Source organism: Paracoccus marinaquae (assembly GCF_018860165.1).
In the GTDB taxonomy this organism is placed as follows: Bacteria; Pseudomonadota; Alphaproteobacteria; order Rhodobacterales; family Rhodobacteraceae; genus Paracoccus; species Paracoccus marinaquae.
Map to the genome: position 1 here is coordinate 54,034 of NZ_JAHKNG010000003.1, position 21,558 is coordinate 75,591.

A 21,558-nucleotide genomic window follows, 5' to 3' on the forward strand; every position below is an offset into this window, starting at 1 on the left:
CTCAGGCTGCCAGCTCGCGCAGAATGGCGTTCAGAACCGGTCGCCCGGCGGGGGTCGCCATCAGCCGTCCCGCATCGCGCCGCACCATGCCCAGATCCTCAAGCCCGCCGATGATCCGGTCGTCCAGCGGCTCACCCGCAATCCGGGCATAGCGGGCCAGATCCAGCCCCTCGGACAGCCGCATCGACATCAGCAGATATTCCATCGCCTGTTCGTCCCGGGGCAGCGGCGCACGCAGCGATTCGCCGGTGCCGTCGCGTTCGACGGCATCCAGCCAGGCATCGGGCGCCCGGTGGGCCTCGGTCGCCATGCGGTCATGGGGCAGGGTGATCCGGCCATGCGCGCCCGGGCCGACAGCGGCCCAGTCGCCCTGCCGCCAATAGACCAGGTTATGCCGGCTTTCCATGCTAGGGCCGGCGTGATTTGATACCTCGTAAGCCGACATTCCCGCCCCGGCGCAGATCTCCTGCGTCTCCAGATACATGTCGGCGGCCAGATCGTCACCCGGCAGATCGCGCAACTTGCCGGCACTTGCCCGCGCCCCGAAGGCGGTGCCCGGCTCGATGGTAAGCTGATACAGCGACAGATGATCGACCGCCATGGCCAGCGCCTCGCGCAATTCGGCCCGCCAGGCCTCGGCCGTCTGGCCCTGACGGGCATAGATCAGGTCAAAGCTGACCCGGCCGAAATGGTCGCGCGCAATCCCGAAGGCGGCGCGGGCCTCGGCCACGGAATGCAGCCGGCCCAGCCGCCGCAGATCGGTGTCGTTCAGGGCCTGGATGCCCATTGACAGCCGGTTCACCCCGGCTTCGGCATAGGCGCGAAAGCGGCCGCTTTCGACGCTGGTCGGATTGGCCTCCAGCGTGATCTCGATATCATTGGCAAAGCCCCAGCCCGCCCGCGCCGCGCGGAGGACCGCATCGACGGTCTCGGGCGCCATCAGCGACGGGGTGCCACCGCCCAGAAAGATGCTGCCGAGGTTCCGCCCCGGCAGTTCGACGGCCAGCCGTGCGATTTCCGCGGCCAGGGCGGCCGCCCAGCGGCGCTGGTCGATCCCGGCCGTGACATGGCTGTTGAAGTCGCAATAGGGGCATTTGGCCGCGCAGAACGGCCAGTGGACATAAAGGCCGAACCCGCCGGCGCGCCAGTCCTCGTCGCCGGGCGGTGTACGGCCTGTGTACAGGCTGTGCACATCCTGTGCCGCGCCGGAGACGCTCATTCCCGCATCGCCGTAACTTCGATCTCGATCTTCATCTCGGGCCGGATCAGCCCGGCGATGACCATCGTCGCCGCCGGCCGGATCTCGCCCAGGACCTCGCCCAGAACCGGCGCCACCGCATCGACCAGCCCGGCATCGATCAGCGTATATTGCACCCGCACGATATCCGCGGCCGCAAAGCCGGCCTCCTCCAGCACTGCGAAGATGGTCCTGAAACAGTTCCGCGCCTGCTCTGCCGCGTCCTCCGGAATGGTCATCGAGGCGTAGTCATAGCCGGTCACGCCCGACAGAAAGCACCAGTCGCCCTTGACCACCGCACGGCTGTATCCCAAGCTGGCTTCGAAGGGAGAACCTGTTGATATCCTACGCAAAAATACCACCGATCATCTGCGCCACCGCGCGTGCCCGATGGCTCAGGCTGTTCTTCAGCTCGGGCGCCATCTCGCCCAGGGTGATCTCATGCCCCTCGGGCATGAAGATCGGGTCATAGCCGTGCCCCTCGGCCCCGCGCGGCGGCCAGACCACGCGCCCGGGCAGCACGCCCTCAAATGCCTCGTCATGCCCGTCCGGCCACATCAGGACCAGCGTGCAGCGGAACTGGGCCGAGCGCGGCTCGGGCGCGGCCCGCTCCTCCAGTTCGCGCCATGTCCGCGCCATCGCCATGCCGAAGTCACGGCCCTCGCCGGTCTCGGCCCAGTCGGCCGTATAGACCCCCGGCGCGCCGCCCAGCCCGTCAACGCAGATGCCGCTGTCATCGGCCAGCACCGGCAGGCCGGTGGCCTCGACCGCCGCCCGCGCCTTGATCCGGGCATTGCCGAGGAAACTGTCCTCGGTCTCGACCGGCTCGGAAAGGCCCGCCTCGGCCGCGCCCGTCACCTCGACGCCGTAAGGTGCCAGCAGCGCCCGCATCTCGGCCAGCTTGCCGGCGTTATGCGTGGCGACCAGCAGCCGCTTGTCGGTGAAGGCCCTCACGCGGTTGCGGCTTTCTGCGCCGCCACCAGTTCGGCCATGCCGGCCTCGGCCAGATCCAGCAGCGTGGACATCTGGTCGCGCGAGAAGGTGGCCCCTTCGGCCGACATCTGCACCTCGATCAGCCGGCCCTTGCCGGTCAGCACGAAATTGCCATCGGTGCCGGCCTCGCTGTCCTCGGCATAGTCCAGATCGACCAGCGGCTGGCCGGCATAGATGCCGCAACTGACGGCGGCCACATGATCCACGATCGGATCGCTGGTCAGGACCCCGGCCTTCAGCAGCTTGTTCACCGCCAGCCGCAGCGCCACCCAGCCGCCGGTGATCGAGGCGCAGCGCGTCCCGCCATCGGCCTGGATCACGTCGCAATCGATGGTGATCTGGCGTTCGCCCAGGGCCACCCGGTCGACACCGGCGCGCAGGCTGCGGCCGATCAGGCGCTGGATCTCCTGCGTCCGGCCCGATTGCTTGCCCTGCGCGGCCTCGCGCCGGTTGCGGGTATTGGTGGCGCGCGGCAGCATGCCGTATTCCGCCGTGACCCAGCCAAGCCCCGTGCCCTTCAGGAAGCGCGGCGGATTGTCTTCGATACTGGCGCTGCACAGCACGTGGGTCTCGCCGCAGCGGATCAGGCATGACCCCTCGGCATGCCGCATCACCCCGGTTTCAATTGAAATCGGGCGCATTTGGCGTAAGTCTCGGCCTGACGGGCGCATGGGCGGTCCTTTCGGTGAAGATTGGCAGCCCAATACAGGTCCGCGCCCCGGTGACGCAAGCCCGCGACGGATATGAGCCAGGAAACGCTGATCAACGAACTGAACGACCGCTCGCGCGAGGTGTTTCGCCGCGTGGTCGAGACCTATCTGCAAACCGGTGAGCCGGTCGGCTCGCGCACGCTGACCCGGGCGCTGTCGGAAAAGCTGAGCGCTGCGACGGTGCGCAACGTCATGCAGGATCTGGAATTCATGGGGCTTCTGGACAGCCCGCATGTCTCGGCCGGGCGCCTGCCGACGCAGCTGGGCCTGCGCCTGTTCGTGGACGGGATGATGGAAATCGACACGGTGGCGCCGACCGACCGCGCCGCCATCGACCAGACGCTGGGCAATGACGACCCCGATACCGGCGCATTGCTGGACCGGGTCAGCACGGCGCTGAGCTCGATCACCCATGGTGCCTCGCTGGTGCTGATGCCCAAGCACGAGGCGCCGATCCGGCATATCGAATTCGTCAGCCTCGGCCCCGACCGGGCGCTGGTGGTGCTGGTCTTTGCCGATGGCCATGTCGAGAACCGCATCTTCACCCCGCCGCCCGGCCAGACCCCGTCCTCGATGCGCGAGGCGGGCAATTTCCTGAATGCCATGGCCGAGGGCCGGACGCTGGCCGAACTGCGCGCCCATGTCTCGCACGAGATCACCGCCCGCCGGCGTGAACTGGACGTGCTGGCGGCCGAACTGGTCGAATCCGGGCTGGCGCTGTGGGAGGGGGAATCCAGCGATCCCCGCCTGATCGTGCGGGGACGGGCGAATCTTCTGGACAGCGAGGCCGCGGATCTGGACCGGATCCGGGTGCTGTTCGACGATCTGGAACGCAAGCGTGATATCGTCGAATTCCTCGAACTGACCGAGGCGGGCGACGGGGTGCGCATTTTCATCGGCTCCGAGAACAAGCTTTTTTCACTTTCGGGTTCCGCTCTGGTGGTTTCGCCCTATATGAATGCCGACCGGAAGATTGTGGGCGCGGTGGGCGTCATCGGACCGACACGGCTGAACTATGGCCGCATCGTGCCGATTGTCGATTACACCGCGCAGCTGGTCGGACGGGTGCTGTCCGGCCGGAAAGGATGAGTGGATGATGACCGAGCAGAACGAACAGCCGATCGAAGAGATGTTCGAGGACCCGCTGGCCGACCCGGCCGAGGAACTTGACCGTCTGGCGGCCGAGCGGGACGAGTTCCGCGACAAGTGGATGCGGGCGCTGGCCGATGCCGAGAACGCCCGCAAGCGCGCCGACAAGGAGCGCCGCGATGCCGAGCAATACGGAGGCTCGCGGCTGGCGCGCGACCTGCTGCCGGTGCATGACGCGCTGAGCCGCGCGCTGGAGTCCGCGGGCGAGGACCAGCGCGCCGCCGCCGCCGGGCTGATCGAGGGGATCGAGCTGACCCTGCGCGAGCTGTCGAACGTCTTTGCCAAGCACGGCATCACCGTGATCACGCCAAAACACGGCGACAGGTTCGACCCGACCTGGCACGAGGCCATGTTCGAGGCCGCCGTCCCGGGCACCATCGCCGGCGAGATCATCCAGGTCATGGATAACGGCTTTGCCCTGCATGACCGCCTGCTGCGTCCGGCCAAGGTCGGCGTCAGTTCCACCCCGGCCAGCTGAGGCTCTGCCGTCCCGGTCGCAGGGACGGCGGCGCTACAACCTTCCGCTGACTTGCCGTTTCTTCCCGTCCGCGCAACGCTATGGGAATATTCGGTCTATCGGAGGAAGGGACCATGGCAAGCACTGATGGGGTGAAGATTCACCCCGCCGTCGACAACGGCATCAAACCGGGGAATCCCAGTTTCGCGGGCGGGGTGCTGAGTTGCCACTGCGCGTCGAATCCGGTCCGGGTCCGTGTCGGCGCCCAGACCGCGCATAACCATGTCTGCGGCTGCACCAAATGCTGGAAGCCCGACGGCGCCATCTTCAGCCAGGTGGCGGTGGTGTCGCGCGACGCCATCGAGGTGGTCGAGAATGGCGACAAGCTTGAGATCGTGAATGTCGAGGCGCCGATCCAGCGCCATCGCTGCAAGGGGTGCGGCGTGCATATGTATGGCCGGATCGAGAACAAGGACCATCCGTTCTATGGCCTCGATTTCGTCCATACCGAACTGTCGGACCAGGCCGGCTGGTCGGCGCCGGAATTTGCGGCCTTTGTCAGCTCGATCATCGAATCGGGCGTCGATCCGTCGCGGATGGACGGCATCCGCGCCCGCCTGCGCGAACTGGGGCTCGAGCCCTATGACGCGCTGTCGCCGCCGCTGATGGATGCGATCGCCACCCATATCGCCAAACGCTCGGGCGCGCTTCCGGCTTGACCGGGGCGGTGCCCGTCTGATCCTGAACTGCCCGGGGGGCCGCGATGTCGGCCCCTTTGGCCATGACCGAAACGCCCGATCGGGACGAGAGGAGAACAACGATGAAAACCCGTGCCGCCGTGGCCCTTGAGGCCGGCAAGCCGCTGGAAGTGATGGAGGTCAATCTCGACGGCCCGAAGGCAGGCGAGGTGATGGTCGAGATCAAGGCGACCGGCATCTGCCATACCGATGAATTCACCCGCTCGGGCGCCGATCCCGAGGGTCTGTTTCCGGCCATTCTGGGCCATGAGGGCGCGGGCGTCGTGGTCGAGGTCGGCCCCGGCGTGACCTCGGTGAAGCCCGGTGATCACGTCATCCCGCTCTACACGCCGGAATGCCGCGAATGCGCCTCGTGCCTGTCGGGCAAGACCAATCTCTGCACCCGGATCCGCGCCACGCAGGGGCAGGGGCTGATGCCCGACGGCACTTCGCGCTTTTCGCTGCCCGATGGCACGCCGATCCATCACTACATGGGTTGCTCGACCTTCTCGAACTTCACCGTGCTGCCGGAAATCGCCGTGGCCAAGGTCCGCGAGGACGCGCCCTTCGACAAGATCTGCTATATCGGCTGTGGCGTGACCACCGGCATCGGCGCGGTCATCAACACCGCCAAGGTCGAGATCGGCGCCAAGGCGGTGGTCTTCGGTCTGGGCGGGATCGGGCTGAACGTGCTGCAGGGCCTGCGTCTGGCGGGTGCCGACATGATCATCGGCGTCGATCTGAACGACGACCGGCAGGAAATGGCGACGCGGTTCGGCATGACCCATTTCATCAACCCGACCAAGGTCGAGAATGTGGTCCAGGAAATCGTCGAGATGACCAAGACGCCCTTCGACCAGATCGGCGGCGCGGATTACAGCTTTGACGCCACCGGCAATGTCCGGGTGATGCGCGACGCGCTGGAATGCACCCATCGCGGCTGGGGCCAGTCGGTGATCATCGGCGTGGCGCCCGCGGGGGCCGAAATCAGCACGCGGCCCTTCCAGCTGGTCACCGGCCGGGTCTGGAAAGGCACCGCCTTCGGCGGTGCGCGTGGCCGCACAGATGTACCGAAGATTGTCGACTGGTACATGGACGGCAAGATCGAGATCGACCCGATGATCACCCACACCATGCCGCTGGACGACATCAACAAGGGCTTCGACCTGATGCATGCGGGCGAGTCGATCCGCTCGGTCGTGCTTTACTGATCCTTCATCGCTGCTTAGGTAAAGAAACGGCGGGGCCATCGGTCCCGCCGTCGCCATGAGAACAAGGAGAGCAGGCCGATGCGTCACCAGTGGCTGGACGATGACGACGACGATGATGACGACGACGAGCCCGAACAGGGCGGCAAGGAAGAGGGCCTGGGCCTTCCCGAAGGCCCCAGCATCGGCAAGCTGTATTTCAAGTCGCGCACGGTGATCGTCGCCGGCGGCATCAACGACAAGCTGGCACAGCGCACCGTGGCGCATCTGCTGGCCCTGGCCGAGGACAGCGACGAGCCGATCAACATGCTGATCTCGTCGCCCGGCGGGCATGTGGAATCGGGCGACATGATCCATGACGTGATCAAGTTCATCCGCCCGGTCGTGCGTACCATCGGCTCGGGCTGGGTTGCCTCCGCGGGCGCCCTGATCTTTGTCGGCGCCAAGCGGGAAAACCGCTATTGCCTGCCCAATACCCGCTTCCTGATCCACCAGCCCTCGGGCGGGATCGGCGGTACCTCGTCCGACATGATGATCCAGGCCGAACAGATCCGGCAGATGCGCGAGCGTCTGAACCAGATCTTCGCCGACGCCACCGGCCAGAACATGGAGCGGATCGAGAAGGACACGCAGCGCGATTTCTGGCTGAACACGCAGGAGGCGCTGGATTACGGCCTTCTGGGCAAGGTCATCACCTCGGTGGATGAGCTGAAATGACTGCCGGCGGGGTGAATATCCGCCCCGCGACACCGGCCGATCACGAGGCGATCTGGTCGATCCTGAAGCCGGTCTATCGCGCGGGGGAAACCTATTGCATCCCGCGCGATATCGACCGAGAGGCGGCGCTGGCCGACTGGTTCGCCGCGCCCTTTACCGCCTTCGTGGCCGAAGTCGATGGCCGGATCGTCGGCACCAGCCATATCGGCGCGAATCGTCCCGGCGGCGGCTCGCATGTCGCCAATGCCTCATTCGCCACCGATCCGGCGGCGCGGGGCAGGGGCGTCGCCCGCGCGCTTGTGACTCATGCCAAGATCTGGGCGCGGGGCGCGGGATTCCGGGCGATGCAGTTCAATTTCGTCGTCTCGACCAACGAGGATGCCGTCCATTTGTGGCAGAAGGCCGGATTTGCCATTGTCGGCCGGCTGCCCGCTGCGTTTCTTCATCCGCGACTGGGGCCGGTCGATGCGCTGGTCATGTTTCACGATCTGACAGGAGACTCGCATGAGCCTTGAAACCCTCTCCGAGAACCGCAGCTTTGGCGGCACGCAGGGCGTCTACAAGCACAAGTCGCAGGCCACCGGCACCGACATGACCTTCGGCCTGTTCCTGCCCGAAGAGGCGCAGCACGGCAGGGTGCCGGTGCTGTGGTACCTGTCGGGCCTGACCTGCACGCATGAGAACGCCATGACCAAGGCCGCCGCGCAGGAATGGTGCGCGGATGCGGGCATCGCCATCGTCTTTCCCGACACCTCGCCCCGCGGCGACGATGTGGCCGATGACGCGGCTTACGATCTGGGCAAGGGCGCGGGCTTCTATGTGAACGCGACGCAGGACCCGTGGAAGCCGCATTTCCGCATGTGGGACTATGTGGTCGATGAACTGCCCGCGCTGCTGACCGGGAATTTCGCCGTCGACGGCGATGCGATGGGGATTGCCGGCCATTCCATGGGCGGCCATGGTGCGCTGACCATCGCCATGACGCATCCGGACCGCTATCGCTCGGTCTCGGCCTTCGCGCCGATCGCCAATCCCACCGCCTCGGACTGGGGCCGCAAGCAGCTGACCGCCTATCTGGGCGCGGACGAGGCCGTCTGGCGCGCCCATGATTCGACCGTTCTGATGACCGAGAAGGGCTATCCGGGCGAGGTGCTGATCGATCAGGGCGCGGCCGACCAGTTCCTCGATCTGCTTCGCCCCGAGGCGCTGGCACACGCGATGATGGCCCGCCGCCAGCCCGGCCAGTTCCGCATGCAGCCGGGATACGATCACAGCTACTTTTTCGTCCAGACCTTCATCGGCGATCATGTGATGTGGCACGCCGAACGGCTGCTCTGAGCCGTTTGCCGAAACTTCCCGGTCGCCTTGCCGTTTGACCATAAGACTTTAGGGGCAAACGGCAAGGCGGCCGATTGACGCCGGGGGGTGCGCATCCAAGACTGCCGTCATGGACAAGCTGCGGCAGGGAGGAAACCCGCAGCGCATGAGCCAAGAGCGGAGGAACACATCTATGAAATATCTGCTGAACGGCGCGATTGCCGCGCTGCTGCTGGGGGGTGCCGCGGCCCACGCCAATGAAAGCGTGCTGGCCGAGGTCGCCAAGCCCGAGCAGTGGGCGATCCAGACCGGCGACTATGCAAATACCCGCTATTCCGAACTGGACCAGATCAACAAGGGTAATGTCGGCGATCTGCGCGTCGCCTGGTCCTTCTCGACCGGTGTGCTGCGCGGCCATGAAGGCAGCCCGCTGGTGATCGGCGATGTGATGTATGTCCATACGCCGTTCCCGAACAAGGTCTTCGCGCTGGACCTGAAGGATAACGGCCGGATCCTGTGGCGCTATGAGCCGCAGCAGAACCCCGAAGTCATCGCGGTGATGTGCTGCGACACCGTGAACCGTGGCTTGGCCTATGCCGACAACACCATCCTGCTGCATCAGGCCGACACCACGCTGGTCGCGCTGGACGCGACGACCGGGGCCGAGAAATGGAAGGTCAAGACCGGCGATCCCGCGATCGGCGAGACCAATACCACCACCGTTCTGCCGGTGAAGGACAAGGTCATCGTCGGCGTCTCGGGCGGCGAATACGGGGTGCGCGGCCGGGTGACGGCCTATAACCTCGCCGACGGATCTGAGGCGTGGAAGGCCTATTCCACCGGTCCCGACGCCGAAATGCTGGTCGATCCGGAAAACACCACCCATCTGGGCAAGCCGATCGGACCCGACAGCAGCCTGAACAGCTGGGAAGGCGATCAGTGGAAGATCGGCGGCGGCACCACCTGGGGCTGGTTCTCGTACGACCCCGATCTGAACCTGATGTATTACGGCACCGGCAACCCCTCGACCTGGAACCCGTCGCAGCGGCCGGGCGACAACAAGTGGTCGATGACCATCATGGCCCGCGATGTCGATACCGGCATGGCGAAATGGTTCTACCAGATGACGCCGCATGACGAATGGGACTTCGACGGCGTCAACGAGATGATCCTGACGGATCAGGATGTCGACGGCACGCCGCGCAAGCTGCTGACCCATTTCGACCGGAACGGGCTGGCCTATACGCTGGACCGTGAAAGCGGCGAACTGCTGGTGGCCGAGAAGTTCGACCCGGCGGTGAACTGGACCACCGGCGTCGACATGGACCCGGCATCCGACACCTATGGCCGTCCGGCCGTGGTGGCCGAGTATTCGACCGAACAGAACGGCGAGGACGTGAACTCGACCGGCATCTGCCCGGCGGCGCTTGGCTCGAAGGACCAGCAGCCCGCGTCCTATTCGCCCAAGACCCAGACCTTCTATGTGCCGACCAACCATGTCTGCATGGATTACGAGCCGTTCCGCGTGGCCTATACCGCCGGGCAGCCCTATGTCGGCGCGACCCTGTCGATGTTCCCGGCACCGGGCAGCCATGGCGGCATGGGCAACTTCATCGCCTGGGACAACGTGACCGGCACGATCAAGTGGTCGATCCCGGAACAGTTCTCGGTCTGGTCGGGGGCCCTGGCCACCGCGGGCGACGTGGTCTTCTACGGCACGCTTGAAGGCTATCTGAAGGCGGTTGATGCCGAGACCGGGGCCGAGCTGTTCAAGTTCAAGACGTCTTCGGGGATCATCGGTAACGTGATGACCTACATGCATGACGGCAAGCAGTATATCGGCATCCTGTCGGGTGTCGGCGGCTGGGCCGGCATCGGTCTGGCAGCCGGTCTGACCAACCCGAATGACGGTCTTGGCGCGGTCGGCGGCTATGCCGCGCTCAGCGACTATACCGAACTGGGCGGCCAGCTGACGGTGTTCGAACTGCCCGGCTGACAAGGCCCAAAGCCGGCTCATACTTTCGTTTCGCAAGCGCGAACTTGACCTGTGAAAGGACCGCCCCGGCACTATGCTGGGGCGGTTCTGTCTGAGGAGAGCAGGCAGCCTGATTTGGGAGGAAGACACATATGAGATTCACCACCAGCCTTGCCACGCTGTTCCTTGGCACGATGCTGGCCGGTGCTGCCCCGGCTCAAGAGGCACCGCCACCAAGCACCGCGGACAAGGGAACCGCCGCCGGCGCGGCATCGGAAACCATGGGCCAGCAACTGGGCGAACTGGACGCGCAGGTGCATGGCGACAGCCCAGCCGGGGTCGCGGCCGGCACCACCGTCCTGCCGAACGGCATGGATATCACGCCGGTCGAGATGGTCGAGGGGCGCTGGACCAATGCCGATGGCCTCCCGGTTCCGAAGATCGCCGAGGACGGCACCACCGATTACGCCACCTTCTCGGGTTTCCGCCGCTATCACGCCGAATGCCATGTCTGCCACGGCCCGGATGGCGAGGGTTCGACCTATGCGCCGGCGCTGAAGAATACGGTCCTGAACATGGACTATTACGATTTTCTGGAGATCGCGGCCTCGGGCAAGCAAGAGGTGAACGCCGCCTCGAACCAGGTCATGCCCGCCTTCGGCACCAACAAGAATGCCTGGTGCTATATCAATGACATCTATGTCTATCTGCTGGCCCGCGGCACCGACGGGATTCCGCGCGGACGGCCGGCGAAGAAAGAGGCGAAATCGGATGAGTTCACCGAACAGGAAAACAGCTGCATGTCGATGTGACATGCGGCCTCTGTTCCTTTCCGCCCTGATCGCGGCCGCCGCGGCGTTTCCGGCGGTGGCGCAGGTGGCCGACCTGCGCTCTCACACCCAGTTCCGCGTCTGTGCCGATCCGGCCAATGCGCCGATGTCGATGCAGGACGGAACCGGATTCGAGAACCGGCTGGCCGAACAGTTCGGCCAGTGGCTGAACCTGCCCGTGACCTATAGCTGGTTTCCGTCGGGCATGGGCTTCATCACCAGGACCCTGCGGGCCGGAACCTGCGACGTGGTGATGGGCTATGCCCAGGGCGACGAGCTGGTGCAGAACACCAACCATTACTACACCTCGGTTTTCGGCATCGTGACGCGCAGCGACAGCCCGCTTGCGACGGTCGATCATCTGGGCGATCCGGCGCTGAAGGGGCATCCGATCGGCGTCGTCGCCGGCAGCCCGCCCGCGACGATCATGGCCCGGGCCGGTCTGGCCGCCGACATGCGCGGCGCGGACCTGTTCGTGGACCGGCGCGTCAAGGATCCGGTCGGCCTGCTGATCGATGGCGTTCGCGACGGCTCGCTGGATGCCGCCGTGATCTGGGGGCCGCTGGCCGGGCCGCGGGTGAAGGACGATCCGGATCTGCAATTCGTGCCGTTGCTGAAGGAAGGCGCGGGCCCGAAGATGTTCTATCGCATCACCATGGGCGTGCGCCCCGGCGAGCAGGAATGGAAACGCGAACTCAACAGCCTGATCCGCCGCCATCAGGATGAGATCAGCACCACGCTGCGCGAGGCCGGGGTTCCGCTGGTCGATGACTATGGCAAGGAGTTGCTGCCATGATCCGCCGGGCCGCGCTGCTGCTGCTGATGGCCGTCACCCCGGCGCTGGCCGAGGTGCCCGAGCCACAGGGCTATCGGGGCGAGCCTTACAGCGCGCCGGTGCCCGCCACGCTGGCCGGGGCCGAGGTGATCGATGCCGAAAGGGCCGGTGCCCTGCATGATGCGGGCGTGGCCTTCGTCGATGCCTATCCGCGCCGGCGCCGGCCCGAGGGCCTGCCCGAAGGCACGGTCTGGAACGAACCGCGCCATGACACCATCCCCGGTGCGCTCTGGCTGTGGGATACCGGCTATCAGCAGCTGTCAGATGCCGAACAGGCGCGGCTGACCGACGGGCTGGCGCAGGCGACAGCGGGCGACGGGTCGGCGCCGGTGGTCATTTTCTGCCGCGCCGATTGCTGGATGAGCTGGAATGCCGCGAAACGCGCCCTGGGCATGGGATACAGCCAGGTGAAGTGGTTTCCGGGCGGCACCGATGACTGGGTGCAGGTTCTGGGGCGGGAACTGGTCAGGGCCGAACCCGTCGCCCCGTGAACTGCCCGAAGGCGCGGGGACCGGCCGGCACCTTGATCTCGGCCCGGATCGTCAGGTCGGTGGCGTCGATCACCTGCACCGCGTCGGAATCCCAGTTGGCGAGGATGACGCCGCTGCCGTCGGGCAGGGCGGCGATCCCCTCGGGATAGTCGCCGGTCTCGATCTCGGTCCTGACCTGCAGCGTTTCGGGATCGAAAACCGTCACCGTGCTGGCATATTGATTCGTCACGAAGCCCAGCCCGCCCGCAAAGGCGATGCCATAGGGGCGGCTGCCGGTCGGCACGGTACCGATCAGCCGGCCGCGCAGCGGGTCGATGACCGACAGGCTGTCGCCCATGACATCGGCGGTCCACAGCCTGCCGCCATGGAAGATCACCGCGAAGGGATGTTCGCCGGCGGTGCCGAGGCGGTGAAGAAGCCGGCCGGTCGTAGCCTCGAAAATGCTGACCGCATCGTCGTCGCGATCGGCGGTGGCGACCAGCGCGCCATCCTCGCTGACCGCGACGCCGGCCGGAGCCTTGCCGGTGGCCGAAGCCCACAGCGGCTGCAGTTCCGAATCCAGCCGCATCAGGCGCGCACCGAACCAGTCGCCGACAAAGACCCCGCCGCCCGGCGCCACGGCGATGCCGAACGCGCCCTCGCCCAGATCCTTCTGCCTGACGATCCGGCCGTCTTCGTCCAGCACGCTCAGCCGGCCGGTATCGGCGGCGATGACGTAAGCGAGTCCTGCCTGCGCATCATAGGCGACCGGCGCCGGCGCGCCCGGGATCGTGGTCCGGGCAAGGACACGGTTCTGCCCAAGATCGATGATCGAGACGGCATTGCCGTTCTGCGAGGTGACAAACGCAATATCCCCGGCGAGGGCCGGGGATATCCATGCGGTGAAGGCCAGGGCCCGCAGCAGCATCCCGAGGTTATTCGAGCCTGCCAAAGCGTTCCGCAAGCGCGTCGAGACCAGCCTGATAGATCGCCGTCACCGCCGCGGTCGCGGCGTCGTCATTCAGGTTCTCGGGCGGGTCGTTGTTCGGAAAGCCCCGGTAATAGCCGCCCTTCCAGACCACCTCGGCCTTGCCGTCCAGGTCGTTGACCTGCAGCGTCGCGGAATAGTTCGTGACCGGCAGAACCTCGACCGCGACATCGGTGATCATGTATTTGTACATGCGCTTGTCGGGGTCGATCTTCATCAGCTGCTCGGTAATGGTCGGATCGCCGCTGTCGGATTTCAGATGCAGCACGCGGGTCGATTCGTCCGGCAGATCGGCCGGCGCGCCTTCGGGCGTCATCGCGGTCGATGCGACGGCCGGGTGCCAGCCCATGTCGTCGAACCTGCCGATGGCCTCCCACACCTCGGCGGGCGTGGCATCCAGCGTCACCGACATCTCGGTCTTCAGCCGCGACGGCCCATGCGCCCCGGCGGCCGTCGCCATGGCCAGGATCGCGCCAAGGGCCAGACCAAAGCTTCGTCTGATCATCGTCTCCCATTCCTCCCGAAATCTGGTCCGGAACATGCGCGCATGACGGCCCCGCGTCCATCGGACAAAAGGCGTATGGCAAATCTTCCCGGCCCCGTCGGGAAGATAAACCGGCTTGCCGCGCCGGGCGCCAACTTCCAACATGCCGCCGGGGAGACAAAAAATGTTCAAGGGAATCATAGGACTTTTGGCTGGTATCTGTCTGGCGGCACCGCCCGCCCTGGCACAGCAGGCCGAGCCTCAGCTGATCCGCGCGGCGGTTCTGCGGGTCGATGATCCGGGCCTGCCGCCGATCTCGCGGCTGGATATCCCGCCCGAGGATGACGGCTTTGCCGGCGCGCGTCTGGCGATCGAGGACAACGACACCACCGGGCGCTTCATGGGGCAGGATTTCGAGGCCGAGGAAGTCACGGCAACGCCCGAAACCGCGGCGGCCGAGATGGACCGCATCCTCGGCGAGGGGGTCGCCTTCGTGGTCGTGCTGGCCGATGACGCCACCACGCTGGCGCTGGCCGATCAGGCCGGCGAGCGGGCGATGATCTTCAACGCCGCGGCGCGCGGCGACAACCTGCGTGGCGCCGATTGCCGCGCGAATACCGTTCATGTCGCGCCCAGCCAGGCGATGATGGCCGATGCGCTGGCGCAGTTCCTGATGTGGAAGAACTGGCCGCGCTGGTTCCTGATCGAGGGCAGCCATCCGCAGGACAAGGCGCTGGCAGATGCCTTCCGCCGCTCGGCCACGAAATTCGGCGCCAAGATCGTCGAGGAACGCCTCTATGAGGATACCGGCGGCGCCCGGCGCACCGACAGCGGCCATGTGCAGGTGCAAAAGCAGATGCCGGTCTTCACGCAGCGCGCGGCCGAGCATGATGTCATCGTCGCCGCGGACGAGGCGGATATCTTCGCCGCCTATCTGCCCTATCAGACCTGGGATGCGCGACCGGTGACCGGCTCGGCCGGGCTGGTGCCGCGCAGCTGGCATCCGGCGATGGAGGCCTGGGGCGGCACCCAGTTCCAGAACCGCTTCGAGAAGCTGGCGAACCGGCGCATGCGCGAGGCCGATTACCAGACCTGGCTGGCCCTGCGCATGATCGGCGAGGCGGCCACCCGTACCCAGTCGGCCGATCCGGCGGTGCTGAAGGAATTCATGCTGTCCGATCAGTTCGACGTGGCCGGCTTCAAGGGCCAGAAGCTGACCCTGCGCGACTGGGACCACCAGCTGCGTCAACCGATCCTGCTGACCACCGGCAACCTGACCGCTTCGGTCAGCCCGCAGGACCAGTATCTGCACCAGACCAGCCAGCTTGACACGCTGGGGATCGACCGTCCCGAAACCGAATGTCAGTTCTGAGAGGCGAGATGAAACATATCCTCACTTTGGCCCTGTGCCTTGCGACCACGCCCGCCCTGGCCAACCGCGTCTTCGTCAGCAACGAGAAGGGCAATGACGTCACCGTTCTGGACGGCGAGACGCTGGAGGTGATCGGCACCTATCCGGTCGGCAACCGCCCGCGCGGCATCACCATCAGCCCCGACGGCAAGGAACTGTATGTCTGTGCCTCGGACGACAATCTGGTGCGGGTCTTCGATCCCGAAACCATGGAAGAACTGCACACCCTGCCCTCGGGGCCGGACCCGGAACTCTTCGTGCTGCACCCGTCGGGCAACCCGCTCTATATCGCCAACGAGGACGACAATCTCGTCACCGTGGTCGATACCCGGACCCATCAGGTGCTGGCCGAGATCCCGGTCGGCGTCGAACCCGAAGGCATGGGCATCAGCCCCGATGGCAAGGTGGTCATCAACACCTCGGAAACCACCAACATGGCGCATTTCATCGACAGCGAAAGCTTCGAGATCTTCGCCAATGTGCTGGTCGATTCGCGCCCGCGCTTTGCCCAGTACAGCGCCGATGGCAGCAAGCTCTATGTGACCAGCGAGATCGGCGGCACGGTTAGCGTGATCGACCCCGCGACGCAGCAGATCGTCAAGAAGATCAGCTTCGACATTCCGGGCGTGCTGCCTGAGGCGATCCAGCCCGTAGGCGCGCGCATCACCTCGGACGGGGCGAAGCTGTTCGTGGCGCTTGGCCCGGCCAACCGGGTCGCGGTGATCGACGGCGCCACCGACGAGGTGAAGGACTACCTTCTGGTCGGCCAGCGGGTCTGGCAGATGGCCTTCACGCCGGACGAGAAATACCTGTTCACGACCAATGGCAATTCCAACGACGTTTCGGTGATCGACGTCGCGGCCGAGAAGGTCGTCAAATCCGTTCCCGTGGGCCAGCAGCCCTGGGGCGTGGTTGTCGCACCGAACTGACCTGATCTGACAAGGAGAAAAGACATGACCCGACTGCTGACCATTCTGATGATCATGGCCGGACTGGCCGTTCCGGCCGCGGCGCAGGATGCGGCCACCGGTGACGCGGCGGCCACCGAGGCCGCGCCCGAGGCAGCCGCCGAAGAGGATGATGACGACGACGACGAAGAGGAAGAAGCGGCCGGCGGCGAAGGCGTCTATCAGGCCGCCGGCAAGTTCGACTTTGGCTTTGCCGGCGTCCTGGCGCGCGACAACCGCGTCGATCTGGCGCCGCTGACCCTGGCCTCGGGCCAGCCGGTGGCGGGCGGCGAATACACGCTGAAATCGGGCGGTTACTACCGCATCGACATCAATGCCGACGGCAGCCAGGAACTGGCCCTGTCGGGCGGCGACTTCTTCCGTGCGGTCTGGGTGAACGAGGTGGTCATCAACGATATCGAGCTTCGTCCCATGGGTGTGCACAGCCTGGAATTCGACGATGCCGGCACCGCCTCGATGAGCTTCATCGCCGTCGTTCCGGGCCGTTACACCTTGTCGGTCCCCGGCTCTTCGGGTGAAACTCAGCAAGCCGTGTTCAACATTCAGTAACCCTTCGTGACCGCCGCGCTGGAAATCGATCAGGTCAGCCACAACTTCGGCCGCGTCCACGCGCTGAAGGATGTCTCGCTGATCGTGCCGCGCGGCGGCTTCACCGCGCTTCTGGGCGTGAACGGCGCCGGCAAGACGACGCTGTTCTCGCTGATTACCCGGCTTTACAACAACAGTTCGGGCTCGATCCGGGTTGCGGGTTACGATCTGCGCCGCCAGCCGGTGCAGGCACTTGCGCGGCTGGGCGTAGTGTTTCAAAGCCGGGCCATGGATGCCGATCTGACGGTGCGCCAGAACCTTGCCTATCACGCCAGCCTGCACGGTATCGGTCGCGCCGAGGCGCGTGAGCGGATCGCCGCCGTTCTGGCGCAGGTCGGGCTGACCGAGAAGGCCGGCGATCGGGTCTCGGCCCTGTCGGGCGGCCAGAGCCGCCGGGCCGAGATCGCCCGCGCGCTGATCCACCGCCCCGATATCCTGCTGCTGGATGAGGCGACCGTCGGGCTTGACGTGAAATCCCGTGCCGAGGTGCTGGCCCTGACCCGCCGGCTGATCGCCGAGAATGGCGTCTCGGCCCTGTGGGCCACACATATCATGGACGAGATCCAGCCTGACGACGATCTGGTGATCCTGCACCGGGGCGAGGTGCTGCGGCACGGCAGCGCCGCCGAGATCGCCGGCAAGCTGGGGCTGACCCAGGCCTTCCTGACCCTGACCGGCGTGGCCGCATGAGCGACCGCGTCTTTCCGCCCGCCGCGTGGATCACCGCCTTTCTGGGCATCGCCCGGCGCGAGACGCTGCGTTTCGTCAACCAGCGCGGCCGGTTCCTTGCGGCGCTGGTCCGGCCGCTGGTCTGGCTGTTCATCTTTGCCGCCGGGTTCCGCGCCGTTCTGGGGCTGTCGATCACGCCGCCCTACCAGACCTATGTGCTCTACGAGGTCTATGTCACGCCCGGCCTCTGCGCCATGATCCAGCTGTTCAACGGCATGCAGTCCTCGCTCTCGATGGTCTATGACCGCGAGACCGGGGCCATGCGCACCCTGCTGGTCAGCCCGTTTCCACGCTGGTTCCTGCTGGCCTCGAAGCTGGTCGCGGGGGTCGTCGTCTCGATCATCCAGGTCTATACCTTCCTTGCCATCGCCTGGTTCTGGGACGTGCAGCCGCCCGTCTGGGGCTATCTTGCCGTGCTGCCGGCGCTGATCCTGTCGGGGCTGATGCTGGGGGCGATGGGGCTGTTTCTGTCCTCGGCCATCCGCCAGCTGGAAAATTTCGCGGGCGTGATGAACTTCGTCATCTTTCCGATGTTCTTCGCCTCCTCGGCGCTTTACCCGCTGTGGCGGATGCGCGAAAGCTCGACCCTGCTGCACGATATCTGCGCGGTGAATCCCTTTACCCATGCGGTCGAGCTGATCCGGTTCGCGCTTTACGGGCAGGTGAACTGGCTGTCGCTGGCGGTGGTGCTGGGCTGTCTGGCGGGCTTTTTCGGGGCGGCGGTGTTCATGTATGATCCGGCCAAGGGCCTCTGGGCCCGAAAAAGGGGGGGAGCATGAGATCTGTCCTGACACTGATCCTTGCGCTGGCGGCGGGTCCGGCGCTGGCGGCCAATGGCACCGACCCGGACTGGCCCTGCATCCAGCGCAAGCAGCCGCATCTGTCGCTGGGCCAGATCTGGAGCGGGCCGGCCCCGGACGAGGCCATCGGCGATCTGGCCCGCGAGCCGGCCATCGCCGCGCTGGCCGAGCGTCTGGAACAACGCCGCCTGCCGGTCGAGGAGGCCGAGGCCGACATCGCGGCATTTGCCGAAACCGCCGACAATGCCCGGCTGACCGCGCTGATGGTGGCGGTGTTCGACAGGATCGAACCCGAGCGCAGCGCCCTGATCGCGGGCATCGCCCGCTATGGCCAGAAACAGGTCGAACTGGCGCAGATGATCGAGGACAGGCGGGCGAAGATGGCCGCGCTTGAGGCCGCCGCCGAGCCCGATTTCGACGCCATCGACAGCGAGGAGGCGGCGCTGGACTGGGATCAGCGCATCTTCACCGAACGCCAGCAATCGCTGACCTATGTCTGCGAAACCCCGGTGATCCTGGAACAGCGTGCCTTCGCCCTGGCCCGCGCCATCGCCGGGCATCTGGAATAGCGCGGCCCTCTATCGCAGGATCACACCGGCGGCACGCATGTTCGCGCGCGCCGCGTTGCGGCTGCCGTTCAGGTCGATGGCGCGGGTGGCCTCTTCGATGACGCCGACCGAAAAGCCCAGTTTCGCTGCGTCCACCGCACTCCAGGCGACGCAGAAATCATGGGCGAGGCCGACGAAGGTCAGCTCGTTCAGCCCGCGGTCGCGCAGATACCCGGCAAGCCCGGTCGGCGTGGCGTGGTCATTCTCGAAAAAGGCGGAATAGCTGTCGATTCCGGCGCGGAACCCCTTGCGGATCACTAGATCGGCGCGGTCCAGAGCCAGATCGGGATGGAAGCCCGCCCCATCGCTGCCGATCACGCAATGGCGCGGCCACAGGACCTGGGGGCCATAATCCATCTCGATCGAGGAAAATGCCTCGGCGCCCGGATGGTTGTCGGCAAAGCTGGTGTGATCGGCCGGATGCCAGTCCTGGGTCAGGACCACGGCCTCGAAATCCGCCATCAGCGCATTGATCGGCCCGACGATCTCATCCCCGCCGGTGACCGCCAGCGCGCCGCCCGGGCAGAAATCCTTCTGCATGTCGATCACGATCAACGCCCTTGCCATCGCCCGCCTCCGCCTGCCTTCATCCCTGCCTAAAAACCGCGGTGCCTCGCGTCAATGTTCGTCTTTCCGCTTTTTCTCGTCGCTGGCGAAATGCGGGATTCTACAATAGATTGTAAGAACGGCTTCGGATGCGTCCGGGTCAGGCCAAGTGGCCCAAGAGGAACGCGAAACACGCGGAGGAGGGTACCAAAATGAGTTTGGACGAAGAGTTTCACCAGCAGGGTGAATATGACGAAAATGCCCCGACGACCGGACGCTCGGCCCGGATGATCTGGGGCCTGCGCGCCTTCGGTCTGTTCATGGCGCTGCTGGTCTGGCTGCTTCTGGGCGGCGCCGAGGGGCTGAGCGCGGATGCGCGGGTCGTCGCCTCGGTCGGGACGCTGATGGCGATCTGGTGGATGTCCGAGGCGATCCCGCTGTCGGCCACTTCGCTTCTGCCGATCGTGCTGATCCCGGCCCTGACCGAGCGGACGGTCGGTCAGGCCACCGCGCCCTATGCCAGTTCCATCGTGTTCCTGTTCCTCGGCGGCTTCCTGATCGCCATCGCCATGGAGAAATGGAACCTGCACCGGCGGGTGGCGCTGCTGACCCTGCACCGCGTGGGCGTGCATCCGCGCCAGATCGTTCTGGGGATGATGCTAGCCACCGGATTCCTGTCGATGTGGGTCTCGAACACCGCCACCACGCTGATGATGCTGCCGATCGGTCTGTCGATCCTGTCGCTGGTCATCGATCGCAGTTCCAATCAGGACGCAGCCGCGACCCAGGCGGCGCTGGAGGCCGGTGCGAAGATCGCCGATGTGGTTCAGGACAAGAATGTCCGCGCCTTCGGCGTCTGCCTTGTGCTGTCCATCGCCTGGGCGGCGTCGATGGGCGGGCTGGGCACGCTGCTGGGCAGCCCGCCCAACGCCATCGTCGCGGGCTATGCCGCCGACGAGCTGGGCCGCGAGGTGGGCTTTCTGGAATGGATGATCCTCGGCATCCCGCTGGCCTTCGGCTTCATCTTCATCGCCTGGTTCCTGCTGACGCGGGTCCTCTATCGTTTTGACCTGCCCGAGATTCCGGGCGGCCAGCAGATGATCGAGGACCAGCTTGCCGAGCTTGGTCCGCTGAGCCAGGGCGAGCGGATGGTGATGTATGTCTTCCTCGGTGCCGCCTTCCTGTGGGTGGTGCCGGGGCTGCTGTCCAGCCTCCTGGGCATCGATGCTTTGGGAGGTCTGGACGACACCGCCATCGCCATCGCCGCGGGCCTGGTCATGTTCATCCTGCCGGGTGAGGGCCGGACCAAGATGGTGCTGGACTGGAAGGATGCCGAGGACGGGCTGCCCTGGGGTGTGCTGCTGCTGTTCGGCGGCGGCCTCAGCCTGGCTTCGGCGGTCGCGGCCTCGGGTCTGGACAGCTGGTTCGGCCAGCAGGTCACCGGGCTTGGGGTGCTGCCGCCGGTCATGCTGGTGGCGGCGGTGGTCACGATCATCCTGTTCCTGACCGAGATCACCTCGAACACGGCCACGGCGGCGACCTTCATCCCGATCCTCGGCGGGGTGGCACTGGGCATCGGGGCCGATGCGATGAGCCTGCTGATCCCGGCGGCCTTCGCCGCGACCTGCGCCTTCATGCTGCCGGTCGGCACGCCGCCCAATGCCATCGTCTTCGGGACCGGCAAGGTCACCATCGCGCAGATGGCGCGCGGCGGGCTGGTGCTGAACATCGTCGGCATCATCCTGATCACGCTGGTCTGCTATGTTCTTGGCGGAATCGCCATGGGCCTGACCTTCTGAGG

General features: G+C 65.9%; 25 protein-coding genes. 18 read left to right on the forward strand and 7 right to left on the reverse strand.

Going from position 1 to position 21,558, the window contains the following annotated elements; translation table 11 throughout:
- Position 1: 1 nt before the first annotated feature.
- The 4 genes from hemW to rph are packed head-to-tail and all read right to left on the reverse strand — an operon-like array spanning position 2 to position 2,901.
- The gene (gene hemW / locus KNW02_RS02935) at positions 2-1,219 is read right to left on the reverse strand and encodes a radical SAM family heme chaperone HemW (RefSeq protein ID WP_216031769.1); all 1,218 of its coding nucleotides are present in this window, start codon (positions 1,217-1,219) and stop codon (positions 2-4) included.
- The gene (locus tag KNW02_RS02940; protein ID WP_216031770.1) at positions 1,216-1,590 is read right to left on the reverse strand and encodes a RidA family protein; all 375 of its coding nucleotides are present in this window, start codon (positions 1,588-1,590) and stop codon (positions 1,216-1,218) included. The genes hemW and KNW02_RS02940 overlap by 4 nt, the downstream gene beginning before the upstream one ends.
- Positions 1,583-2,191 (reverse strand): RdgB/HAM1 family non-canonical purine NTP pyrophosphatase, encoded by a 609-nt coding sequence (gene rdgB / locus KNW02_RS02945; RefSeq protein ID WP_216031771.1) that lies wholly within the window; start codon positions 2,189-2,191, stop codon positions 1,583-1,585. Before rdgB ends, KNW02_RS02940 begins: the two co-directional genes overlap by 8 nt.
- Positions 2,188-2,901: a ribonuclease PH gene (gene rph / locus KNW02_RS02950; protein ID WP_216031772.1), complete on the reverse strand. Its 714-nt coding sequence runs from the start codon at positions 2,899-2,901 to the stop codon at positions 2,188-2,190. Before rph ends, rdgB begins: the two co-directional genes overlap by 4 nt.
- Before the next feature lie 72 nt (positions 2,902-2,973).
- Here rph and hrcA point away from each other — a divergent pair, with 72 nt between their 5' ends.
- The 11 genes from hrcA (at position 2,974) to KNW02_RS03005 (ending at position 12,656) form a co-directional block, all read left to right on the forward strand.
- Positions 2,974-4,029, forward strand: a complete 1,056-nt coding sequence (gene hrcA / locus KNW02_RS02955; protein WP_216031773.1) for a heat-inducible transcriptional repressor HrcA — start codon at positions 2,974-2,976, stop codon at positions 4,027-4,029.
- Positions 4,030-4,036: 7 nt separating this feature from the next.
- The gene (locus KNW02_RS02960) at positions 4,037-4,567 is read left to right on the forward strand and encodes a nucleotide exchange factor GrpE (protein WP_216031899.1); all 531 of its coding nucleotides are present in this window, start codon (positions 4,037-4,039) and stop codon (positions 4,565-4,567) included.
- Between the two features lie 113 nt (positions 4,568-4,680).
- On the forward strand, positions 4,681-5,265 hold the full coding sequence (gfa, locus tag KNW02_RS02965) for an S-(hydroxymethyl)glutathione synthase (protein WP_216031774.1): 585 nt from the start codon (positions 4,681-4,683) through the stop codon (positions 5,263-5,265).
- A 101-nt stretch (positions 5,266-5,366) separates the two neighbouring features.
- The gene (locus tag KNW02_RS02970; RefSeq protein ID WP_216031775.1) at positions 5,367-6,494 is read left to right on the forward strand and encodes an S-(hydroxymethyl)glutathione dehydrogenase/class III alcohol dehydrogenase; all 1,128 of its coding nucleotides are present in this window, start codon (positions 5,367-5,369) and stop codon (positions 6,492-6,494) included.
- Positions 6,495-6,572: 78 nt separating this feature from the next.
- Positions 6,573-7,208, forward strand: a complete 636-nt coding sequence (locus KNW02_RS02975; protein ID WP_216031776.1) for an ATP-dependent Clp protease proteolytic subunit — start codon at positions 6,573-6,575, stop codon at positions 7,206-7,208.
- Positions 7,205-7,723: a GNAT family N-acetyltransferase gene (locus KNW02_RS02980; RefSeq protein WP_216031777.1), complete on the forward strand. Its 519-nt coding sequence runs from the start codon at positions 7,205-7,207 to the stop codon at positions 7,721-7,723. The genes KNW02_RS02975 and KNW02_RS02980 overlap by 4 nt, the downstream gene beginning before the upstream one ends.
- On the forward strand, positions 7,713-8,546 hold the full coding sequence (gene fghA / locus KNW02_RS02985) for an S-formylglutathione hydrolase (RefSeq protein WP_216031778.1): 834 nt from the start codon (positions 7,713-7,715) through the stop codon (positions 8,544-8,546). The genes KNW02_RS02980 and fghA overlap by 11 nt, the downstream gene beginning before the upstream one ends.
- 172 nt (positions 8,547-8,718) lie before the next feature.
- Positions 8,719-10,521: a methanol/ethanol family PQQ-dependent dehydrogenase gene (locus tag KNW02_RS02990; RefSeq protein WP_216031779.1), complete on the forward strand. Its 1,803-nt coding sequence runs from the start codon at positions 8,719-8,721 to the stop codon at positions 10,519-10,521.
- A 131-nt stretch (positions 10,522-10,652) separates the two neighbouring features.
- Positions 10,653-11,312, forward strand: coding sequence for a c-type cytochrome, methanol metabolism-related (locus KNW02_RS02995; RefSeq protein WP_252733403.1), 660 nt, complete (start codon positions 10,653-10,655; stop codon positions 11,310-11,312).
- A gap of 1 nt (position 11,313) precedes the next feature.
- Complete coding sequence (locus KNW02_RS03000) at positions 11,314-12,126, forward strand: quinoprotein dehydrogenase-associated putative ABC transporter substrate-binding protein (protein ID WP_216031780.1); 813 nt, start codon at positions 11,314-11,316, stop codon at positions 12,124-12,126.
- Positions 12,123-12,656 carry a PQQ-dependent catabolism-associated CXXCW motif protein gene (locus KNW02_RS03005; RefSeq protein ID WP_216031781.1) on the forward strand — a complete coding sequence of 178 codons (534 nt, stop codon included), beginning with the start codon at positions 12,123-12,125 and terminating at the stop codon, positions 12,654-12,656. The genes KNW02_RS03000 and KNW02_RS03005 overlap by 4 nt, the downstream gene beginning before the upstream one ends.
- Here the strand turns inward: KNW02_RS03005 and KNW02_RS03010 are convergent.
- Positions 12,631-13,563, reverse strand: a complete 933-nt coding sequence (locus KNW02_RS03010; RefSeq protein ID WP_216031782.1) for a YncE family protein — start codon at positions 13,561-13,563, stop codon at positions 12,631-12,633. The two genes, KNW02_RS03005 and KNW02_RS03010, sit on opposite strands and share 26 nt — an antisense overlap.
- 7 nt (positions 13,564-13,570) lie before the next feature.
- Positions 13,571-14,128: an SRPBCC family protein gene (locus tag KNW02_RS03015; RefSeq protein ID WP_216031783.1), complete on the reverse strand. Its 558-nt coding sequence runs from the start codon at positions 14,126-14,128 to the stop codon at positions 13,571-13,573.
- A 163-nt stretch (positions 14,129-14,291) separates the two neighbouring features.
- On the opposite strand from KNW02_RS03015, the gene KNW02_RS03020 reads away from it, so the two are divergent.
- The 6 genes from KNW02_RS03020 to KNW02_RS03045 are packed head-to-tail and all read left to right on the forward strand — an operon-like array spanning position 14,292 to position 19,172.
- Positions 14,292-15,479 carry an ABC transporter substrate-binding protein gene (locus KNW02_RS03020; RefSeq protein ID WP_216031784.1) on the forward strand — a complete coding sequence of 396 codons (1,188 nt, stop codon included), beginning with the start codon at positions 14,292-14,294 and terminating at the stop codon, positions 15,477-15,479.
- 8 nt (positions 15,480-15,487) lie between these two features.
- Positions 15,488-16,447, forward strand: a complete 960-nt coding sequence (locus tag KNW02_RS03025) for a YVTN family beta-propeller repeat protein (protein WP_216031785.1) — start codon at positions 15,488-15,490, stop codon at positions 16,445-16,447.
- 24 nt (positions 16,448-16,471) lie between these two features.
- On the forward strand, positions 16,472-17,035 hold the full coding sequence (locus KNW02_RS03030; RefSeq protein ID WP_216031786.1) for a cupredoxin domain-containing protein: 564 nt from the start codon (positions 16,472-16,474) through the stop codon (positions 17,033-17,035).
- Positions 17,036-17,041: 6 nt separating this feature from the next.
- Positions 17,042-17,764, forward strand: coding sequence for an ABC transporter ATP-binding protein (locus tag KNW02_RS03035; protein ID WP_216031787.1), 723 nt, complete (start codon positions 17,042-17,044; stop codon positions 17,762-17,764).
- On the forward strand, positions 17,761-18,582 hold the full coding sequence (locus KNW02_RS03040; RefSeq protein ID WP_216031788.1) for an ABC transporter permease: 822 nt from the start codon (positions 17,761-17,763) through the stop codon (positions 18,580-18,582). The genes KNW02_RS03035 and KNW02_RS03040 overlap by 4 nt, the downstream gene beginning before the upstream one ends.
- On the forward strand, positions 18,579-19,172 hold the full coding sequence (locus KNW02_RS03045) for a hypothetical protein (protein ID WP_216031789.1): 594 nt from the start codon (positions 18,579-18,581) through the stop codon (positions 19,170-19,172). Before KNW02_RS03040 ends, KNW02_RS03045 begins: the two co-directional genes overlap by 4 nt.
- Positions 19,173-19,181: 9 nt before the next feature.
- Here the strand turns inward: KNW02_RS03045 and pncA are convergent, their stop codons facing one another.
- Positions 19,182-19,778 carry a bifunctional nicotinamidase/pyrazinamidase gene (gene pncA / locus KNW02_RS03050; RefSeq protein ID WP_216031790.1) on the reverse strand — a complete coding sequence of 199 codons (597 nt, stop codon included), beginning with the start codon at positions 19,776-19,778 and terminating at the stop codon, positions 19,182-19,184.
- A 191-nt stretch (positions 19,779-19,969) separates the two neighbouring features.
- Here pncA and KNW02_RS03055 point away from each other — a divergent pair, with 191 nt between their 5' ends.
- Positions 19,970-21,556, forward strand: coding sequence for an SLC13 family permease (locus KNW02_RS03055; RefSeq protein ID WP_216031791.1), 1,587 nt, complete (start codon positions 19,970-19,972; stop codon positions 21,554-21,556).
- Positions 21,557-21,558 lie beyond the last annotated feature (2 nt).

What these genes read in the sequence shown, in the direction of transcription:
- hemW (WP_216031769.1), bottom strand. Translation starts at nt 1,219, where the DNA reads ATGAGCGTCTCCGGCGCGGCACAGGATGTGCACAGCCTGTACACAGGC.
- rph (WP_216031772.1), bottom strand. Translation starts at nt 2,901, where the DNA reads ATGCGCCCGTCAGGCCGAGACTTACGCCAAATGCGCCCGATTTCAATT.
- hrcA (WP_216031773.1), top strand. Translation starts at nt 2,974, where the DNA reads ATGAGCCAGGAAACGCTGATCAACGAACTGAACGACCGCTCGCGCGAG.
- KNW02_RS02960 (WP_216031899.1), top strand. Translation starts at nt 4,037, where the DNA reads ATGACCGAGCAGAACGAACAGCCGATCGAAGAGATGTTCGAGGACCCG.
- gfa (WP_216031774.1), top strand. Translation starts at nt 4,681, where the DNA reads ATGGCAAGCACTGATGGGGTGAAGATTCACCCCGCCGTCGACAACGGC.
- KNW02_RS02970 (WP_216031775.1), top strand. Translation starts at nt 5,367, where the DNA reads ATGAAAACCCGTGCCGCCGTGGCCCTTGAGGCCGGCAAGCCGCTGGAA.
- KNW02_RS02975 (WP_216031776.1), top strand. Translation starts at nt 6,573, where the DNA reads ATGCGTCACCAGTGGCTGGACGATGACGACGACGATGATGACGACGAC.
- KNW02_RS02980 (WP_216031777.1), top strand. Translation starts at nt 7,205, where the DNA reads ATGACTGCCGGCGGGGTGAATATCCGCCCCGCGACACCGGCCGATCAC.
- fghA (WP_216031778.1), top strand. Translation starts at nt 7,713, where the DNA reads ATGAGCCTTGAAACCCTCTCCGAGAACCGCAGCTTTGGCGGCACGCAG.
- KNW02_RS02990 (WP_216031779.1), top strand. Translation starts at nt 8,719, where the DNA reads ATGAAATATCTGCTGAACGGCGCGATTGCCGCGCTGCTGCTGGGGGGT.
- KNW02_RS02995 (WP_252733403.1), top strand. Translation starts at nt 10,653, where the DNA reads ATGAGATTCACCACCAGCCTTGCCACGCTGTTCCTTGGCACGATGCTG.
- KNW02_RS03000 (WP_216031780.1), top strand. Translation starts at nt 11,314, where the DNA reads ATGCGGCCTCTGTTCCTTTCCGCCCTGATCGCGGCCGCCGCGGCGTTT.
- KNW02_RS03005 (WP_216031781.1), top strand. Translation starts at nt 12,123, where the DNA reads ATGATCCGCCGGGCCGCGCTGCTGCTGCTGATGGCCGTCACCCCGGCG.
- KNW02_RS03010 (WP_216031782.1), bottom strand. Translation starts at nt 13,563, where the DNA reads ATGCTGCTGCGGGCCCTGGCCTTCACCGCATGGATATCCCCGGCCCTC.
- KNW02_RS03015 (WP_216031783.1), bottom strand. Translation starts at nt 14,128, where the DNA reads ATGATCAGACGAAGCTTTGGTCTGGCCCTTGGCGCGATCCTGGCCATG.
- KNW02_RS03020 (WP_216031784.1), top strand. Translation starts at nt 14,292, where the DNA reads ATGTTCAAGGGAATCATAGGACTTTTGGCTGGTATCTGTCTGGCGGCA.
- KNW02_RS03025 (WP_216031785.1), top strand. Translation starts at nt 15,488, where the DNA reads ATGAAACATATCCTCACTTTGGCCCTGTGCCTTGCGACCACGCCCGCC.
- KNW02_RS03030 (WP_216031786.1), top strand. Translation starts at nt 16,472, where the DNA reads ATGACCCGACTGCTGACCATTCTGATGATCATGGCCGGACTGGCCGTT.
- KNW02_RS03040 (WP_216031788.1), top strand. Translation starts at nt 17,761, where the DNA reads ATGAGCGACCGCGTCTTTCCGCCCGCCGCGTGGATCACCGCCTTTCTG.
- KNW02_RS03045 (WP_216031789.1), top strand. Translation starts at nt 18,579, where the DNA reads ATGAGATCTGTCCTGACACTGATCCTTGCGCTGGCGGCGGGTCCGGCG.
- pncA (WP_216031790.1), bottom strand. Translation starts at nt 19,778, where the DNA reads ATGGCAAGGGCGTTGATCGTGATCGACATGCAGAAGGATTTCTGCCCG.
- KNW02_RS03055 (WP_216031791.1), top strand. Translation starts at nt 19,970, where the DNA reads ATGAGTTTGGACGAAGAGTTTCACCAGCAGGGTGAATATGACGAAAAT.